The 17,359-nt window shown below is 63.3% G+C and carries 18 protein-coding genes and 1 tRNA gene; 14 read left to right on the top strand and 5 right to left on the bottom strand.

Annotated elements, in window-relative coordinates; all coding sequences use genetic code 11:
- The first annotated feature begins 36 nt into the window (after window positions 1–36).
- The 9 genes from ACED67_RS03160 (at window position 37) to ACED67_RS03120 (ending at window position 7,673) form a co-directional block, all read left to right on the top strand.
- Window positions 37–570: a hypothetical protein gene (locus ACED67_RS03160; protein ID WP_395540074.1), complete on the top strand. Its 534-nt coding sequence runs from the start codon at window positions 37–39 to the stop codon at window positions 568–570.
- A 24-nt stretch (window positions 571–594) separates the two neighbouring features.
- The gene (locus ACED67_RS03155; RefSeq protein ID WP_395540073.1) at window positions 595–1,179 is read left to right on the top strand and encodes a class I SAM-dependent methyltransferase; all 585 of its coding nucleotides are present in this window, start codon (window positions 595–597) and stop codon (window positions 1,177–1,179) included.
- Between the two features lie 10 nt (window positions 1,180–1,189).
- A complete protein-coding gene (gene sufC / locus ACED67_RS03150) occupies window positions 1,190–1,957 on the top strand; it encodes a Fe-S cluster assembly ATPase SufC (protein WP_395540072.1) in 768 nt (255 codons plus the stop codon).
- Entirely contained in the window at window positions 1,957–3,237 is a 1,281-nt protein-coding gene (locus tag ACED67_RS03145; protein ID WP_395540071.1) for a SufB/SufD family protein, read from the top strand. Before sufC ends, ACED67_RS03145 begins: the two co-directional genes overlap by 1 nt.
- The gene (locus ACED67_RS03140) at window positions 3,237–3,743 is read left to right on the top strand and encodes a YIP1 family protein (protein ID WP_395540070.1); all 507 of its coding nucleotides are present in this window, start codon (window positions 3,237–3,239) and stop codon (window positions 3,741–3,743) included. The genes ACED67_RS03145 and ACED67_RS03140 overlap by 1 nt, the downstream gene beginning before the upstream one ends.
- Window positions 3,740–4,336: a YIP1 family protein gene (locus tag ACED67_RS03135; protein WP_395540069.1), complete on the top strand. Its 597-nt coding sequence runs from the start codon at window positions 3,740–3,742 to the stop codon at window positions 4,334–4,336. Before ACED67_RS03140 ends, ACED67_RS03135 begins: the two co-directional genes overlap by 4 nt.
- Window positions 4,329–5,549 (top strand): cysteine desulfurase, encoded by a 1,221-nt coding sequence (locus ACED67_RS03130; protein ID WP_395540068.1) that lies wholly within the window; start codon window positions 4,329–4,331, stop codon window positions 5,547–5,549. Before ACED67_RS03135 ends, ACED67_RS03130 begins: the two co-directional genes overlap by 8 nt.
- Before the next feature lie 59 nt (window positions 5,550–5,608).
- Window positions 5,609–5,685, top strand: a tRNA-Arg gene (locus ACED67_RS03125).
- 590 nt (window positions 5,686–6,275) lie between these two features.
- Complete coding sequence (locus ACED67_RS03120) at window positions 6,276–7,673, top strand: FAD-dependent oxidoreductase (RefSeq protein ID WP_395540067.1); 1,398 nt, start codon at window positions 6,276–6,278, stop codon at window positions 7,671–7,673.
- A 168-nt stretch (window positions 7,674–7,841) separates the two neighbouring features.
- Here the strand turns inward: ACED67_RS03120 and ACED67_RS03115 are convergent, their stop codons facing one another.
- Window positions 7,842–9,014: an NAD(P)/FAD-dependent oxidoreductase gene (locus ACED67_RS03115; RefSeq protein WP_395540066.1), complete on the bottom strand. Its 1,173-nt coding sequence runs from the start codon at window positions 9,012–9,014 to the stop codon at window positions 7,842–7,844.
- A gap of 115 nt (window positions 9,015–9,129) precedes the next feature.
- Here ACED67_RS03115 and ACED67_RS03110 point away from each other — a divergent pair, with 115 nt between their 5' ends.
- Window positions 9,130–9,918, top strand: a complete 789-nt coding sequence (locus ACED67_RS03110) for a helix-turn-helix transcriptional regulator (protein WP_395540065.1) — start codon at window positions 9,130–9,132, stop codon at window positions 9,916–9,918.
- Between the two features lie 381 nt (window positions 9,919–10,299).
- Here the strand turns inward: ACED67_RS03110 and tsf are convergent, their stop codons facing one another.
- Both tsf and rpsB read right to left on the bottom strand, forming a co-directional pair.
- Window positions 10,300–11,208 (bottom strand): translation elongation factor Ts, encoded by a 909-nt coding sequence (gene tsf, locus ACED67_RS03105; RefSeq protein WP_395540064.1) that lies wholly within the window; start codon window positions 11,206–11,208, stop codon window positions 10,300–10,302.
- 104 nt (window positions 11,209–11,312) lie between these two features.
- A complete protein-coding gene (gene rpsB / locus ACED67_RS03100) occupies window positions 11,313–12,080 on the bottom strand; it encodes a 30S ribosomal protein S2 (protein ID WP_395540063.1) in 768 nt (255 codons plus the stop codon).
- 247 nt (window positions 12,081–12,327) lie between these two features.
- On the opposite strand from rpsB, the gene ACED67_RS03095 reads away from it, so the two are divergent.
- The 4 genes from ACED67_RS03095 (at window position 12,328) to ACED67_RS03080 (ending at window position 15,373) form a co-directional block, all read left to right on the top strand.
- Window positions 12,328–12,717 carry a host attachment family protein gene (locus ACED67_RS03095; protein ID WP_395540062.1) on the top strand — a complete coding sequence of 130 codons (390 nt, stop codon included), beginning with the start codon at window positions 12,328–12,330 and terminating at the stop codon, window positions 12,715–12,717.
- Window positions 12,718–12,781: 64 nt separating this feature from the next.
- Window positions 12,782–13,690: a PfkB family carbohydrate kinase gene (locus ACED67_RS03090; RefSeq protein ID WP_395540061.1), complete on the top strand. Its 909-nt coding sequence runs from the start codon at window positions 12,782–12,784 to the stop codon at window positions 13,688–13,690.
- Window positions 13,690–14,592, top strand: a complete 903-nt coding sequence (locus tag ACED67_RS03085) for a pseudouridine-5'-phosphate glycosidase (protein WP_395540464.1) — start codon at window positions 13,690–13,692, stop codon at window positions 14,590–14,592. The genes ACED67_RS03090 and ACED67_RS03085 overlap by 1 nt, the downstream gene beginning before the upstream one ends.
- Before the next feature lie 100 nt (window positions 14,593–14,692).
- Window positions 14,693–15,373, top strand: coding sequence for a DUF502 domain-containing protein (locus ACED67_RS03080; RefSeq protein WP_395540060.1), 681 nt, complete (start codon window positions 14,693–14,695; stop codon window positions 15,371–15,373).
- Window positions 15,374–15,423: 50 nt separating this feature from the next.
- On the opposite strand, the gene ACED67_RS03075 is transcribed toward ACED67_RS03080, so the two are convergent.
- Complete coding sequence (locus tag ACED67_RS03075; RefSeq protein ID WP_395540059.1) at window positions 15,424–16,446, bottom strand: patatin-like phospholipase family protein; 1,023 nt, start codon at window positions 16,444–16,446, stop codon at window positions 15,424–15,426.
- The gene (locus ACED67_RS03070; RefSeq protein ID WP_395540058.1) at window positions 16,446–17,219 is read right to left on the bottom strand and encodes a 3-hydroxybutyrate dehydrogenase; all 774 of its coding nucleotides are present in this window, start codon (window positions 17,217–17,219) and stop codon (window positions 16,446–16,448) included. Before ACED67_RS03070 ends, ACED67_RS03075 begins: the two co-directional genes overlap by 1 nt.
- Window positions 17,220–17,359: the final 140 nt, after the last annotated feature.

The raw sequence follows: 17,359 nt of genomic DNA, 5'->3' as shown, positions 1-17,359 counted from the left end.
TCCCCTTGGTGAAAGCCAAGGGACGGGGACTGCACGATGCTTACGGCGCAAAAGCTGGAATTCCAGGACAGGATCGCGCGCATCGCCGCGGGGCAGGGCAGCACGCGCGCAACGGTCTTCGTGGGCCAGGACATGACGTTCAGCTATGTGCCCCGCAACCGGCGCCGCAAGGACGGCCTGGCCGAGATTATCGCCAATGCGCGTCATTCGCTGTCCTTTCCCGTCTGCATGGCGATCGGGGTGGTGAGCTACGGTCTCTATCTCTACGGCCAGTGGATCCTGCGCGGCCTGCCGCAAGCGCCCGAAAGTCTCGACCTGGAAATGGCGGTAACGGCGCTGGCGACGTGCTGCATCACGGTGCTTTTGACCCATTTGCTGGGTCTGCGCGCGCGGGCGCTGTATGTTCCGAAGCTGCTGGGCGTGGCGTTCGGAATGATGTTTTTCCACAACTTCGTGCACGCCTACCCGGCATTCTTCGACCAGGCCTTCTCTCCTCTTTGGGTGGCCAAGATCACGTCGATGACCGAGCCGCATTCGCTTTTGTTCCGGGGGGTAAGTTTCTCCTTCTGACCGCCGCCGCTTCGGGGGGCGTCAATGTCTGAGGCATTGGTACGGTCGCGGCCCGAGGTCACGCTGCCCGATGCCGAGGCGGCGGCGCTGCGCGATGCCTATGCGGCGGCCGCGACGGTGCTGGAATATGGCTCGGGTGGATCTACCCTCATGGCGGCCGAGTTGGGGGCTGAAGTCTGGGCCGTGGAAAGCGACGCGAAATGGGCCGATATGATGCGCCGTGCCTTGACCGGCAAAGCTGCGCATGTGCTGCATGTCGATATTGGCCCGACTGGCGACTGGGGGCATCCGATCGACGAGTCGCGCGCAAGGCATTGGCCGGATTACTCGATTAATATCTGGGATATGCCTGGGTTTCTTCACCCTGATGTCGTGCTGGTGGATGGTCGATTCCGGTTGGGCTGCTTCCTGACCGTGGCCTATTCGATCACCCGGCCTATCACCCTGTTCTTCGATGATTACGTGCCGCGCGCCGCCTATCACAAGGCCGAGACGCTGGTGGCGCCAACCGCCTTGATCGGCCGCATGGCGCGGTTCGATCTGTCGCCCATGACACTGACCCCCGACCGCCTCCGCGCCTATGCCAGCGCGCTGATGCAGCCGGTGTAAGGAGAGAAAGATGCTTGAGATCAAGAACCTGCATGTGAAACTTGAGGAGGAGGACAAGGTGATCCTGCGCGGGGTCGACCTGGTCGTGAATCCGGGCGAAGTCCATGCGATCATGGGCCCGAATGGCTCGGGCAAATCGACGCTGTCCTATGTGCTGGCAGGCCGCGAAGGCTATGAGGTCACCGACGGCGAAGCGAGCCTTGATGGTGAGGCGCTGCTGGAGATGGAGCCCGAGGAGCGCGCCGCTGCCGGCCTTTTCCTGGCTTTCCAGTATCCGGTCGAGATTCCGGGCGTCGGCAACATGACCTTCCTGCGCACGGCCGTGAACGCGCAACGCAAGGCGCGCGGTGAAGAGGAACTGTCGGCGGGAGATTTCCTCAAACTGGTGCGTGAGAAGGCCAAGCAGCTGAAGATCGACGCAGAAATGCTGAAGCGTCCGGTCAATGTGGGCTTCTCGGGCGGCGAGAAGAAGCGCAACGAGATCCTGCAAATGGCGATGCTAGAGCCGAAGATGTGCATTCTCGACGAGACGGATTCGGGCCTTGACGTCGATGCAATGAAATTGGTGGCCGAAGGCGTTAACGCGCTGCGCGATCCGGGGCGGGCCTTCCTGGTTATCACGCATTATCAACGGCTTCTGGACCATATCAAACCTGACGTGGTGCATATCATGGCGGCGGGAAGGATCATCCGCAGCGGCGGCCCCGAGCTGGCGCTTGAGGTTGAGAACAATGGCTATGCCGACATTCTGGCCGCCGAAGGCGCGGGGGCGAAGTGATGGCTCTGCCCAAGGCCAAGGAAGACGCGCTGGCCGCGAGGCTGGCGGCGCTGGATCTGCCGCGCGGCGGCTTCACCAAGGCCGCGCGGGTGGCGGCACTTGCGCGGCTGCAAGCCATGGGCCTGCCGGCGCGGCGCGACGAATACTGGCGCTACACCAACCCGGCGCTGCTGACCGATCCTGCGCCGCAACGGGCCGTGGCCCTGCGCGTCGACCGGCCGATCTTTTCCGGCCTCGACAAGGTGCGGCTGATCTTTGTTGATGGCGTCTTCGATGCGGCAGCTTCGGATGACCCGACGCTGGCCGGGGTGGAAATCCAGCTTCTGTCGCAGGCCGATGCGCAGGATATCCACTGGGCGGGGGCACTGTACGGCACGCTGGAAGAGGCGGGGCAAAACCCGGTTGAACGCCCTCTGGCCGCGATGAACACCGCCGCCGCGCGTGAAGGGCTGATGATCCGGGTTACCGGCAAGGCGCCGAAGCCGCTGCATATTTCTTATCGTGCAAGTTCAGACCATTCGGACGTCATCCTCCACCATTGCGTGAAGGTCGAGCCCGGGGCGGAGCTGACGCTTCTGGAAACCGGAACCGCTGGTGCGCGCGGCAATCTGGTGATGGAGGCCGAGATCGGCCGTGGCGGCAAGCTGCATCACATCCGTCCGCAGGGGCGGGCCGAGGCGCGGCAGGTGGTGACCCATCTGTTCGCGCGCGTCGCCGCCGAGGCGCAGTTCAAGAGCTTTACCCTGGCGCTGAACGGCACCTTGACCCGCAACGAGGCGGTGGTCGAGCTTCTGGGCGATGATGGTGTCGCGCATCTGGCGGGGGCCGCGCTTGGCGACGGCGCCTTCCATCATGACGACACGGTCTTCATCACCCATGCGGGGCTGCGCTGCGAAAGCCGCCAGGTCTACAAGAAGGTGCTGAAGAACGGCGCGGTGGGTGTGTTCCAGGGCAAGATCCTTGTGAAGCAAAGCGCACAGAAGACGGACGGATATCAGATTTCCCAGTCTCTGCTCCTGGACGGCGATAGCCAATTCCTGGCCAAGCCCGAGCTGGAAATCTATGCCGATGACGTGAAATGCTCGCATGGGTCGACCTCGGGCGCGATCGACGACACGGCGCTGTTCTACCTGCAATCGCGCGGGGTGCCGAAGAAGACTGCGCAGTCGCTGTTGGTTCTGGCCTTCCTGGCCGAAGCGATTGACGAGATCGAGGACGAGGCGATTGCCGCCGATATCCGCGACCGGCTGGAGGGCTGGCTGCAAAGCCACCAGAGCTGATGAGCGTCACCACGGATATCCTGCAAAGCTGGGTCCATCCGCGGCGGGTCTTCCGCCGGCGGTTGGGCGATGCCCCGCGCGAGGACCGGGCCCTGGCCGTGCTGATGGCGGCTTGCGGGCTGATGTTCGTGGCGCGCTGGCCGGCCCTGGCGCGCGAGGCGCAGCTCAGCGCCGGCCAGCCGGATGCGCCGGAGTTGCAGGCGCTGCTGGGGATCAACCTTTTCGCCCTGATCTTCATGGCGCCGGTTATCTTTTATGCCCTGGCGGGATTGGGTCATCTTGTGGCGCGGGCGCTTGGTGGGCAAGGCAGCGGATTTGCCAGCCGTATGGCCTTGTTCTGGGCGCTTCTTGCCGTTGCACCGCTGATGCTTTTGCAGGGACTGGTCGCCGGATTTGTCGGCCCGGGACACGCCCTGACGGCGACTGGGGCGCTGGTCGGCTTTGGCTTTCTGGCTCTTTGGCTGATTTTTCTGCATGAGGCGCATCGAAAGGCGCAGGTTACATGACTTTTGGCCAGTATCTGACCGGGCTTTTGACGCTGACCTTGCGCGATCCGCGGGCAGCGATGCGCAGCCTGCACAAGCTTGATCTGCCCGTTGGCCTTTTGCCCCTGGGCCTGGCGCTGGTCGCGATCGGCGCGGCGTTCCTGCTGCATCTTGGCCTCGCGACCGGCCTGCTGCCGGCCCCTGTCGACCCGCTGTCGCAATCGCTTTTCGCAGCGCCCTTGGTCACGGCCGGGATCCAGCTGGTCGCGCTGGTCATCGCGGTGCTGACCATCCGCAGCGTCGGCGCCATGTTCGGCGGGCGCGGCAGTCTGGAAGATTCCGCGCTGGCGGTGATCTGGCTTCAGGTCGTGTTGCTGGTGCTGCAGGCGGCTCAGTTCCTGAGCTACCTTGTCCTGCCGCCGCTGGCCCCTTTGATCGGCCTGGCGGCAATAGCGGTTTTCTTCTGGCTTCTGACGGCCTTCGTGGCCGAAGTTCACGGATTCACCCGGCCCGGTCTGGTCTTTCTGGGCATCATCGGAACCTTCCTGCTGCTCGCATTGCTGCTGTCCATCGTGCTGGCGATGACGATTGATCCGGAGCTTCTCCATGTATGACGTGACCAAGATCCGCGCCGATTTTCCCATCCTGTCGCGGCAGGTGAACGGCAAGCCGCTGGTCTATCTGGACAACGGCGCCTCGGCCCAGAAGCCGCAAGTGGTGATCGACGCGATCACCCAGGCCTATTCTCAGGAATATGCCAATGTTCACCGTGGGTTGCACTTCCTTTCCAATCTTGCGACCGAGAAGTATGAATCCGTCCGTGGCGTGGTGAAACGCTTTCTCAACGCGCCCTCCGAGGATGAGATCGTCTTTTCCACCGGCACGACCGAGGCGATCAACCTGATCTCCTATGCCTGGGCCGCGCCGCGCCTTCAGCCCGGAGACGAGATCGTGCTTTCGGTGCTGGAGCACCATGCCAATATCGTGCCCTGGCATTTTCTGCGCGAGCGGCAGGGTGTCGTGCTGAAATGGGTCGATTGCGATGATGCGGGTGGGCTGGATCCTCAGGCGGTGATCGACGCGATCGGACCAAAGACCCGCCTGGTCGCGCTGACCCAGATGTCGAATGTAACCGGCACCGTGGTCGATGTGGCGGCGATCTGCGCGGCGGCGCGGGCAAAGGGCGTTCCGGTCTTGGTCGACGGGTCGCAGGGCGCGGTCCATATGCCGGTGGACGTGCAGGCCATCGGCTGCGATTTCTACGCCATCACCGGTCACAAACTCTATGGTCCAAGCGGTTCCGGGGCGATCTTCATACAGCATGAGAGAATGAAGGAAATGCGGCCCTTCCTGGGGGGGGGCGACATGATCCGCGAGGTTACCCGCGAGAGCGTGACCTACAACGACCCGCCAATGAAATTCGAGGCCGGGACCCCCGGCATCGTCAACCAGATCGGCATGGGCGTGGCGCTGGACTACATGATGGGCTTGGGTATGGCCGATATCGCCGCCCATGAGCGTTGCCTGCGCGATTATGCGCGCGCCCGGCTGTCGGGGCTGAACTGGCTGAATCTGCAAGGTACGACAAGTGACAAGGGCGCGATCTTCAGCTTTACCCTGCAAGGTGCTGCACATGCCCATGATATCTCGACCGTTCTGGACAAGCGGGGGGTGGCGGTGCGCGCAGGCACGCATTGCGCCATGCCGCTGATGGAGCGCCTGGGCGTGACTGCGACCTGCCGGGCCTCCTTCGCGCTCTACAACACGCCGGAGGAGGTGGACGCGCTGGTCTCGGCGCTGGAGCTTTGCCACGAGCTTTTCGCCTGACGTTTGCCAGTTGCAGCGGGGCAGGGCAGCCGCTATAGACGCCGCCAGAGACATATCGCGCACCCGTAGCTCAGCTGGATAGAGTGCTGCCCTCCGAAGGCAGAGGTCACAGGTTCGAATCCTGTCGGGTGCGCCAAATCTTCGACCTGTTCCAGAAGTTGTGGTGGCAGGCGCGGTCTGAGGGCTTTTGTTATAATTGCCTCAGCCGACAGGCTGGCCCGCCGCAACCCCGCGCAGCATGGCGGCGCAACCGACTCGTGATGCGGGTGCGATATGATCGTCGGCAGCGACGGGATCAGTGTTTCTGCATTCCTCTTCGTCGAAGGAAGCGCTGCTGCCAGAAGGTAGCGTCTGTTCGGGGCCAATAGGGCGCTGCGTTTCCTAATGGAAGGGCGAGGTCGCGCCGCCCAGCTGCATGTATTGCTTGAGGTGGCTCTTGTGCGAAAACCGCTGGGACGCGGCACCTGGATCGCTGCGCAACAAGACTGGCGTGATCCTTCGCAATCACCGTCATTCCTGCCCGACCCTTGCGTCCAATTTCGAACGCGTCAATCGACGCAATCCAGGATCGAGGAGCGCGTCGCGAGATCTGCTCCACTTTAGCCGCTTCTTTCGTGGCATTCCGCATGGGGTAGGGCCGATGCTTACCAATCGTTCATCGGTTCGTGTGCTTTCTGTGGGGATGGGAAGCCCCGAATCCCTGCCAGGACTGCGCATGAGGTCGGAATGCCGTTCAACCCGAAGCTCGAGGATACAGTTCTGTATTCGGTGCTTGGCGGATCGCGTCGTGACCCTGTCCTTGTTCTGGGCGGCGGCATTGCCGGGTTGGGGGTGGCGCGGGGTCTCTCGGCGCGGGGCCACAGCGTCATCGTGATCGATGCCGAACGCGAGATCGGCGGAACCCATCGCTCCCGCGTTTTCGGACCATACACGTTTGATCTTGGCAGCATCTTCTATGAGGAGGAGGCCTTGATCTTTCAGGTCTTTCCGGGGCTGCGCGACCTTTGTCCCAGGGTGATGCGGCTGGAACGGCGGCTTTCGCCGCAGGGCGAGGTGCTCAATCATCCCATCGATCCGCGCGACGTGCAGGCCTGGAGCTTGCCGCGCCGCGCTGCAGCCTTGGCCGATCTTGCCTGGAGCCGAATGATCCGGCGCAGCGACGGCTCGCTTGAGGGCATATGCTTGCACAAGCTGGGCCGCAGGGTTTTTGAAGGCACGGGACTGCGCAACTATCTTTTGCGATTCAATCACACCGAACCGGCCTTGATCGACGAAGAGTTTTTCTATCGCCGCATGGTCTTTCTCGACCGATTGGCCCAGCCTGGCCGCATGCTGCCGATCCTCTGGCGCGGCCTGATCTCGCAAGGCGCTACCATGGCGGAAGGGCAGGCGCTGCGCGTGCGCCCTTCGGAGGGGTTTGAGGCGCTCTTCGACCCGGTTCGCCGGATGCTAGTGGCATCGGGCGTGCGTTTCGAACTTGGCGCCCCGATCCGGCGCATTCGGCGCGAAGGGGGCAGCTATCTGGTCACAACCGATCGGGACGAGTTCCGAGGCTGCTGTGTCGTCAGCGCGATGCCGCTGGACACCTGCCACCGCGCCGTTTTTGGAAAGGAAAGTGGGTTAAAAAGCCTTGATATACTTACGCTTTTTGTTTCAGCACAGTCTATTGCCGCCAGTTTTGGCACCGTTATCTACAATTTTCATGCGCAGGGTCGGTGGAAACGGGCGACGGTCTATTCGCGGCTATATCCCGGACTGGGCGCCGGGCGCGAATTCATGTCGGTTGAACTGACGCTGCCTCACGGCGGTGCGGCTGACCCGGAAGAAGCCTTCGCCGATCTGTCCAACCATCTTGGAGGGTTGAATCTCGGCGTCGGAGATTTGCGGCTTGAGGGCTATGAGGTGATCAAATCCGCATATCCTTACAATCTGACCGGGCAGGCCGACGCTGCGACGCCGGTGCTGAAATCGCTTGAGGATTTCGGCATCGTCGCTGTCGGTCGTCAGGGGCGCTTCGAATATCTGCCAACCGCGAGCGGCGTGCTGAAGCGCGTGAACCATGAGTTGGCACTGGCCGCGGCACGAATGCAGCTGGGAAATCAGCAGCCGGCGGATGCCGCCTGACGATGCGCGCGCAGGCCAGGTTGAATACGCCGGTCGGGCAGTGGGTTCTCGGCTTACGCGCCAAGGAAGTCGCAGGGGGCAGAGCTACACTCAACCAAGGTGAAAGACCGCTGCGAGCCGTATAGTTTTTCGCATAATCAGTATTATGTAAAATACTGATGCGCTTAACTAGACAATGGCGCGCTCGACCATCGGCTTACCTTGTGCCACCCGGTCAAAAGACAATTCCGAAAGATCAATGCTTTGCCAGCCGCCGCTGAGAATATGCTCGGCAATCCCGCGACCGACGGCCGGCGATTGCTGTAGGCCGTGCCCTGAGAAGCCGTTCATCAGGAAAAGATTGGGCAGCGCCGGATGCGGCCCCAGGATCGCGTTCTGATCCAGCGTGTTATAATCGTAGTGGCCAACCCAGTGCCGAACCACCTTTACAGCGTCAAAGCCCGGACAACGCGCGTAAAGCTGTTCCCAGATCACATCCTCAAACAGATGAAGATCGGGTTCGAAGTCACTGGCATCGCAAGCATGATCCTCATGCGGGACCGTAGCGGTGATCCATTGGCCGCGCTCTGGCCGCAGATAGAACCCACGATCGATCAGCAAGGGCGCATCAGGATGGCGGGCGTTCGGCGCGTTGATGACAAAGACTGTGCGCTTGCGCGGTTCCACGGGCAGATCCAGCCCGACCCAGCGCAGCACTGCCGCGCCGCGCGTGCCCGCCGCATTCACCACGGAACCGCAGGGCACAAGGCCCCTGCCCTCGATTTCGACGCCCGTGATCCGGTCGCCATTCACCGCAAGGCCTATGGCGCGACCTGTTTCGAACCGCGCACCCTGCGCCCGCGCTGCGTTACGGAAACCGGCGAGCAAGCCCATATTGTCGAACCAGCCTTCATCGCGCGGTCCAAAGCTGCCGGCCGCCAGGTCCGAAGTTTCGATCCAGGGGAAGCGTGCCTTCACCTGATCGGCGGACCAAACTTCGGTCGCCGCCCCGCAGGCGCGCTGCATCGCCGCCAGTTCCTCCATGACCTGCCGCTGCGCGGGATCGGTGGTCAGAAACAGGTAGCCATTCTCTTGCAAACCCAGCGAGGGCACATCGCCTGACGGGCCGATGTTCTCGGAGAAATTCCTTATGAAATCAATTCCGAAACGGGAAATCTTGACATTGGTCGGATCAGAGAATTGCTGGCGTACCGAAGCGACGGACAGCGCCGTCGCGGCCTGTGCATAGCTTGGGTCCTGCTCGACCACCAGCACCCTCAATCCCGGGGCCATCCGGGTCAGCCAATAGGCCGCCGATGCGCCCATAACGGCACCGCCGATGATGATGACATCTTCCGTCATGAATTTTTCCAAGTCTCGACAGGGTTGCCGCGTCTGAATATGACAGGTTCGGTAATAGAACAACCAGCCGCCATGCCCGGTGCTGGATCGTAACGGTTATTTGGAGGGCTCATTCATGGCCAAGGACGCCATACTGGGACTGTTGCGCAAGATTGCCGAGGCGCAAAGCATCGACAACGCTTGGGGCCTGGCCAGCGGCTATTTTGCCAGCATCGGCTTCCGGCGGATGATGTATGGCTTCACGCGCTTTCGACATCAGCGGACGATCGGCGATCCCGACGATGCGCTGTTCCTGACCACATTCGAGGGAGAGTATGCGCAACGCTATTTCCAGGGTGGTTTCTACGCTCGTGCGCCGGCCTTTCGCTGGGCCGAACGCAATTCCGGCGCCTGCACCTGGACCTGGGTTAAGGAAGCCTATGAAGCGGGCCGATTGCCGCCCGAAGAGATGGAGGCCGTGCGCTTCAATGCCTCGATGGGGGTTCTGGCTGGCATTACCATCAGCTTCCCCGAGGTTTCGGCTCGGGCCAAGGGGGCCATGGGGTTGACGGCCGATCCGGGCCTTGACCACCTTGCGGTGGAACAGATCTGGTCCAGCCGTGAAGACGAGATTCTCGCCGTCGCGCATATGATGCACCTTCGCATCACTCAGCTGCCGCAGTTGACGCGCCAGCGTGCTTTGTCGCCGCGCCAGCGCGAGGCGCTGGAATGGGTCGCCGATGGCAAGACCACGCAGGATGTGGCGCTGCTGATGGGTGTGAGTCCCGCCATGGTCGAAAAGCACCTGCGCCTCGCGCGCGAGGCGCTTGCTGTCGAGACGACGGCCCAGGCGGTCGCCAAGGGGGCGTTGTTGAATATGATCTTCCAGCGCCCGGCAGAACCCGTGGCGCAGGCGGCACGGTGAAAGCCCGACGCCACAGTCGGGGTGGACGGTAGGGTTTTCCCTACTCGTTTGGCGCAGAGCTATGAGCGAGTTTGCACCTGTTCAGCAGGCGCGGTGTTTTGGGCTGCGACAGTCTGGGCGTCACGGTAGGGGCGTGTTTCCATTTGCCCTCACCGAATTGGCATCCGATCCCCTCGGCTCTGCCGGACCGGCCCGGAAAGTCCTCATCCCCAGTGTTGGATGGGTCGGTCGGAACGGGTGCGGCATCGCTAGGCGGGCCGCGCCTTTTTCGTTTCAGTCGCCACGCATGTTAGCAGCCGTTTGCCACGGCCCCAAAAGGCAAGGGCCGACACGTTTCCGCGCCGGCCCTGTATGACATCGCGAACCTTGCGGCCCGGACAATCAGCCTTGAACCATCTTCGCCACTTCGGCGGCGAAGTCTTCTTCCTTCTTCTCGACACCTTCGCCCACCATCACGCGGGCGTAGCCGGTGATCTCGACGCCAGCATCCTTGGCGGCCTGTTCGACCGTCACATCGGGATTTATGACGAAAGCCTGGCCCAGAAGCGTGTTCTCGGCGAGGAACTTCTTCATCCGGCCCGGGATGATGTTGTTGTGGATGACCTGCTCGGGCTTCGGCTTGGCCGAGGTCGCGTTCTCTTCCAGCGCCTTGGCGGTCTGGACGGCCAGCTCGCGCTCGACCACCGACTTGTCCATCGTGGCTTCCGACAGCGACAGCGGCGAGGTCGCGGCGATGTGCATCGCGAATTGCTTGCCGATTTCCTGCGCCTTGGCGGCCGGGCCGTTCAGCGCGACCAGCACGCCGATCTTGCCCATGCCTTCGGAGGCGGCATTGTGCACATAGGAGACGACGGTGTCGCCTTCCAGGATGTGCATGCGGCGAAAGGTCATGTTCTCGCCGATGCGGGCGATCGATTCGCTGATCACCTCGTCGACGGTCTTGCCGTTCAGATCGGCGGCCTTGACCACCTCGACCGACTCGCCCGTGGTCAGCGCCACGCGGGCGACTTCCCGCACCAGCGCCTGGAAGTCGGCGTTCTTGGCGACGAAGTCGGTTTCCGAGTTGATCTCGACCGCGACACCGCGGCCGTTCGACACGGCCACGCCCACCAGGCCTTCTGCGGCAACGCGGTCGGCCTTCTTGGCGGCCTTGGCCAGGCCCTTGGTGCGCAGCCAGTCGACCGCGGCTTCCATGTCGCCATCGGTCTCGGTCAGCGCCTTCTTGGCGTCCATCATCCCCGCGCCGGTCGAATCGCGCAGTTCCTTCACCATCGCTGCGGTGATCGTCATCTTTGTCTCGCTCCTCGGAATAGGGGCCTCGGCGGGGCCTAACCCCGCCGGGCAACAGGCTTGTGACAGGTAGGCCGCGCGCCCCGGGGGGCTGCGGCCCGGCCTCAGGCCTCTTCCGAGGCCGCCACGGCGTCTTCTTCGGGCTGGGCTTCCAGCGCGCCCAGATCGACGCCGGCGGCGCCCATCTGCGCGGTCATCCCGTCCAGCGCGGCGCGCGCGACCAGATCGCAGTAGAGCGCGATGGCGCGGGCGGCGTCGTCATTGCCCGGGATGATGTGGTTGATGCCCTTGGGCGAGCAGTTGGTGTCAACCACGGCCACGACCGGGATGCCCAGCTTACCGGCTTCCTGGATCGCCAGGTCTTCCTTGCCCACGTCGATGATGAACAGCAGGTCCGGCACGCCGCCCATTTCACGGATCCCGCCCAGCGAAGCCTGCAGCTTGGCCTGGTCGCGTTCCATGTTCAGCCGTTCCTTCTTGGTCAGGCCTTCGCCGCCCGCCGCCAGGACCTCGTCGATCTGCTTCAGGCGCTGGATCGACTGGGACACGGTCTTCCAGTTGGTCAGCGTGCCACCGAGCCAGCGGTGATTCATGTAGTATTGCGCGCATTTCTCGGCGGCTTCGGCGATCGGCTTCTGGGCCTGACGCTTGGTGCCGACGAACAGGATGCGGCCGCCCTTGGCGACGGTGTCGCGCACGACCTTCAGCGCCTGGTCCAGCAGCGGGACGGTCTGCGTCAGGTCGATGATGTGGATGCCGTTGCGGTCACCATAGATGTACTCGCCCATGCGGGGGTTCCAGCGGGCAGTCTGGTGGCCGTAGTGAACGCCAGCTTCAAGCAGCTGACGCATGGAAAACTCGGGGAGCGCCATGTCCAAATCCTTTCCGGTTTGCGCCTCGGCAGGGTGTCTCAGGGTTGCCCCCAACCGGTGGACCCTTCGGGATGTCTCCCCGAAAAAGCCCTCACCCAGCCTGTGAAGTGGCGCGCATATAGCGGGACGGTCCGGGAATGGCAAGAGCCTGCCGAACAGGTTCCGAACGCCACAATCGTGACCGCAGCAACAGGAACCCCCGCTGCCGCGTTGCGTTTTCCCTGACAAGACCATGATGGAGATTGAGATGCTTGACAAGAATGCGCTGGTGGTTGTGGCCGATGGCGAAGGCGCGATCCTGTTCCGCAACACCGAACGCCATGGACTTAAGCTTGAAACGGCTGAAAAGCTGGTGCCGGGTGACCTTGCTGATCAGGGACCTTCCGGTTCGATCCCGCCCGATATGGATTGGCAGGAGCAACTTGAGGCAACCTTTGCGAAAATCCTGACCCGCCGCCTGAACGAAATGGCGCTGAAGCAGGAATTCGAGCAGATCCTGATCGTGGCCGATCCCTCCACCCTGGGCCAGATGCGCCCGCTCTATCACAAGGAACTGGAAAAGCGCCTCGTGCGCGATGTTCCGAAAACGATGACGAACTCGACCACGGCAGAAATCGAACGCGCCTTGGCCGCATGATGACATGAGGAAAGGCCGGCGCGCCCGCTTGAAGGCGCGCTGGCGATTTGCGACAAGCGGGGCCATGCAAGACAGCCCTGCGCTCCTTCCCGACATTCTCTGCATCGGCTCCGTTCTATGGGACATCATCGGGCGCAGCCCGGCCGCGATGCGGCTGGGATCGGATGTACCGGGCCGGATCACCAGGCTGCCCGGCGGTGTGGCGATGAATATCGCGATGACGCTGGCGCGGTTCGGACTGCGTCCTGCGGTCCTGACCGCCATCGGTCGCGATGCCGAGGGGGACGAGCTGGTCAATGCCTGCACCCATCTTGGCCTTGAGACGCGATTTGCCTATCGATCCGAGGATCTGCCGACCGATCGCTATATGGCGGTCGAAGGCGCGAATGGCCTTATCGCCGCCATCGCCGACGCTCATTCGCTTGAAGCGGCAGGCGACAAGATCCTCCGTCCGCTTGAGGATGGCCGTCTGGGCAGCGCCACCACCCCCTGGTCCGGCCCGATCGCGCTGGATGGCAACCTGACCGAGAAGCTGCTGGCCGAGATCGCGGTCTCACCGCTTTTCTCCGCCGCCGACCTGCGCGTGGCGCCCGCCAGCCCCGGCAAGGCCGACCGGCTGCGCCCCATCCTGTCCCATCCCGGCGCCACGCTTTATGTGAATCTCGAAGAGGCGAACATCCTGACCAAGGCGGCGGCTGACACCGCCGCCCGCGCCGCCGAGGCGCTTTTGGCGCGCGGCGCGGCGCGGGTGCTGGTCACCGATGGCGGCAGGCCCGCCGCCGAGGGCACGCAGGGCGCGGGCGTGATCGAAGGCTGCCCGCCCCCCGTTTTGGTGACCCGCGTGACCGGCGCGGGCGATACGTTCATGGCGGCGCATCTTGTAGCGCAGCGCGCCGGGCGCGACCGCTCCGAGGCGCTGTCCGCGGCCCTTGCCGCCGCCGCCGCCTATGTCTCAGGAGATCCAGGATCGTGATGCTTCCCCTTGAATTCTCGCCCGAAGTCGCAAAAGCCCGTGCCGAGGACCGCCCGCTGGTGGCGCTGGAATCCACCATCATCACCCATGGAATGCCCTATCCGCAAAATGTCGACACCGCGCGCCGGGTCGAGGCCGAAATCCGCACCGCCGGAGCGGTGCCCGCCACCATGGCGGTCATGGGCGGCAAGATCCATGTCGGCCTGACCGACAGCGCGCTTGAGGCGCTAGGTCAGGCGCAGGGCGTGGCCAAGCTGTCGCGCGCCGATCTGGCGGCCTGCGTCGCCACCGGCGGCACCGGGGCCACGACCGTTGCAGCCACGATGATCTGTGCCCGGCTGGCCGGAATCGGCGTCTTTGCGACCGGCGGCATCGGCGGGGTCCATCGCGGGGCCGAGACCAGTTTCGACATTTCCGCCGACCTGTTGGAATTGGCCCAAACCCCCGTTACCGTGGTCGCCGCCGGGGCAAAAGCGATCCTGGATCTGCCGAAAACACTGGAAGTTCTGGAAACTCAGGGGGTTCCGGTGATTTCCTACGGGCAGGACGCCTTCCCCGCCTTCTGGTCGCGCGACTCGGGCCTCAAGGCCCCGCTGCGCATGGACCACCCCGCCCAGATCGCTGCCGCCCACAGGATGCGTGGCCTCTTGGGTCTGCCGGGCGGCCAGCTTGTCGCAAATCCGATCCCGCAGGATGCCGAAATCCCCTCGGCCGAGATCACACCCCATATCGAGGCTGCGCTGGCCGAGGCAGAAGCGCAGGGGATCGCCGCCAAGGCTGTGACACCTTTCCTCCTTGCCCGCATCTTCGAGTTGACCGAGGGACGGTCGCTGGTCGCCAATATCGAACTTGTCCTTAACAATGCCCGTCTTGCCGCCGCAATTGCGCGCGAACTGGGCTGAAGGGCCGGAAAAATTGCCCCGTAACCCGCCGCGCCATTGCGCCGGGCCCGTGCACATTCCTAGATAGGCGACGACGACAAGTGGCGATATGGGAGAAGACATGACCGAACACGGCCCCCACCGCCGCGGCTTTCTGGCCGGCCTCCGCGCCAGTTTCCTTACCGGCCTCGTGGTCGTGCTTCCTGTCGGGCTGACGATATACTTCGTCTGGGCGGTGATCGGCTGGATCGATGGCTGGGTGCTGCCGCTGATCCCCTCGCAATATCAGCCCGACGCATTGATGCGCGATTGGTTCGGGCCGGATTACGAATTTCCGGTGCGCGGCGTTGGGGTTCTGGTCTTCCTGGTCGCCACGATCGTCGTCGGCTGGCTGGCCAAGGGGCTGATCGGCCGCTCGGTCATCCGCCAGGCCGAGCATGTGGTCGACCGGATGCCCATCGTCCGCTCGATCTATGGCGCGATCAAGCAGGTGGCCGAAACCTTCTTCAACAAGAAAGAGCAAAGCTTCGATCAGGCCTGCCTCGTGCCCTTTCCCAAGGACGGAACCTGGGCGCTTGGCTTCATCTCGACCCGGCCCAAGGGCGAACTGGCCGAAAGGCTGGCTGAAAAGGGCCGCGACTATTCGGCCGTTTTCGTTGGCCTGACGCCCTTCACCTCGGGGATCCTGCTTTTCGTTCCGACATCGGATCTGGTGATCCTGCAGGATGTCGGCATCGACGATGCCGCAAAGCTGATCGTCTCGGGCGGTCTGGTCTATCCGATTCCGAAAGAACCGCGCTGACGGGCCGGATCCCCTGATTTTCGTCGAAAATCAGCGGGGGGAGTCATCCCTCAACCATGGCCATCAAAGATCCGCGCAAGATCAATTGAATGGCTGACGCCGATCTTCTCTTTGTCGTGCGCCAGAAACCCCTCGGCCGCCTTCCGGCCCGCGTCGTGCAGACGCCGCACCAGATTGCCAGAGGGTTGCAGTTTCGACGAGGCGGTCAGATCGTTCATCAGCCCGTCATCGGCGATCATGTGGACGCGCACATCCTTCATCTGTCCCGGTTGCAACCGCCCCTCGGCGATCAGCCGCTTGACGAAGGCGATCGCACGCAATTCACCCATGAGCGAGGCATTGAAGCTGATCTCGTTGACCCGGTTCTGGATTTCCAGCGGCGTGTCGGGCACATCCTCGCGATAGAGCGGGTTCACCTGCACGATCACGATGTCATCGGGCAGATCAGGACGATAAAGCGGCCAAAGCGAGGGGTTGCCGGTGAAGCCCCCGTCCCAATAAGCCTCTCCGTCGATCTCGACCGCCTGGAAGACGGTCGGAATGCAGGCCGAGGCCAGAATGGCCTGCGGTGTGATCTTCTGGCCCGAGAAGACATGGACCTTGCCGGTCCGTACATTGGTCGCGCCCAGGAACAGCGCCGGAGAGGCTTCGGAACAGATTTGGCTGAAATTCAGCTCTGCCACCATCGGAGCCAGCGGGTTTTCCCAGGCCGATCCCAGCGCATAGGGCGAATAAAGCTGGGCCATCATTCCCTGCGGGCTGATCGCCCAGAAGCGATCCGTCGCCTCCTGCCAGAAGCGCAGCATGGGCAGCCAGGGCTGCATCCAGGCGAATTGCCGGAAATCGCCGATATCCCCGATCTTTTCCCAAAGCGCGCGCAACTTCTCCCGCGCGCCTTCGCGCCCCCCGGCGCCGAAGCCGGCCTTCAGCGCCGCCGCGTTCAGCGCGCCCGCCGATGTGCCGCTGATAGCGGCGATCTCAAGATCCTCTTCCTCGAGCAGCCGGTCCAGCACCCCCCAGGTGAAGGCGCCATGCGCGCCACCACCTTGGAGGGCCAGCGAGATGCGCCGCATCACATTGCCGTCCAGCCGCCATCGACCGAGATCGTGGTGCCGGTCACCTGATCGGCATATTTCGAGCAGAGCCAGACCACCGTGCCGCCCAATTGCTCGGTCGTCGCGAATTGGCGCGAGGGCTGGCGGTCCAGCATGACCTCGCGGATCACCGTCTCGCGGTCCATGTTGTGCACTTTCATCTGGTCGGGGATCTGCGCCTCGACCAATGGGGTAAGCACATAGCCCGGGCAGACCGCGTTGCAGGTGATGCCCTGCCCCGCCACTTCCAGCGCCACGGTCTTGGACAGGCCGACCACGCCATGCTTGGCTGCGACATAGGCCGATTTGTACGGGCTGGCGGTCAGGCCATGCGCAGAGGCGATGTTGACGATGCGGCCCCAGCCCTTGGCCTTCATGCCCGGCAGGGCGGCGGCGGTGGTGTGAAAGGCGGAGGACAGGTTTATGGCCAGGATGGCATCCCATTTCTCGACCGGGAATTCATCGACCGGCTTCACGAACTGGATGCCCGCATTGTTCACCAGGATGTCGCAGCCCCCGGCCTGTTCCACTAACGCACGGCATTCCTCGCCCTTGGACATGTCGGCCTTGATGTAGCTGGCCGTCACGCCATGCTCCTTGGCGATCTTCGCAGCCAGCGCATGATCTTCTTCGCGGTCGGTGAAGGAGTTCAATACGATCTCGGCGCCGGCCCGGGCCAGCTCTTCCGCCACTCCCAGCCCGATTCCCGAATTCGACCCGGTGATGATCGCCCGCTTGCCCTTCAGATCCATGACTGCCTCCTGATGCTGCAATGGCGGCAGGCTATACGCCGCAACTGCAAAAGGCACGTCACTTCCGCGGCAGCGTTCGAGCGGCGCCAAAAAAAACGCCGGCACGAAGCCGGCGTTAAGTCGTTGAGGCAGGTTTCATA

Source organism: Neotabrizicola paludis (assembly GCF_044142105.1).
Taxonomy (GTDB): Bacteria; Pseudomonadota; Alphaproteobacteria; order Rhodobacterales; family Rhodobacteraceae; genus Pseudogemmobacter.
Note: the sequence above shows the minus strand (reverse complement) of the source record. Positions and strands in the feature narration are given on the sequence as shown.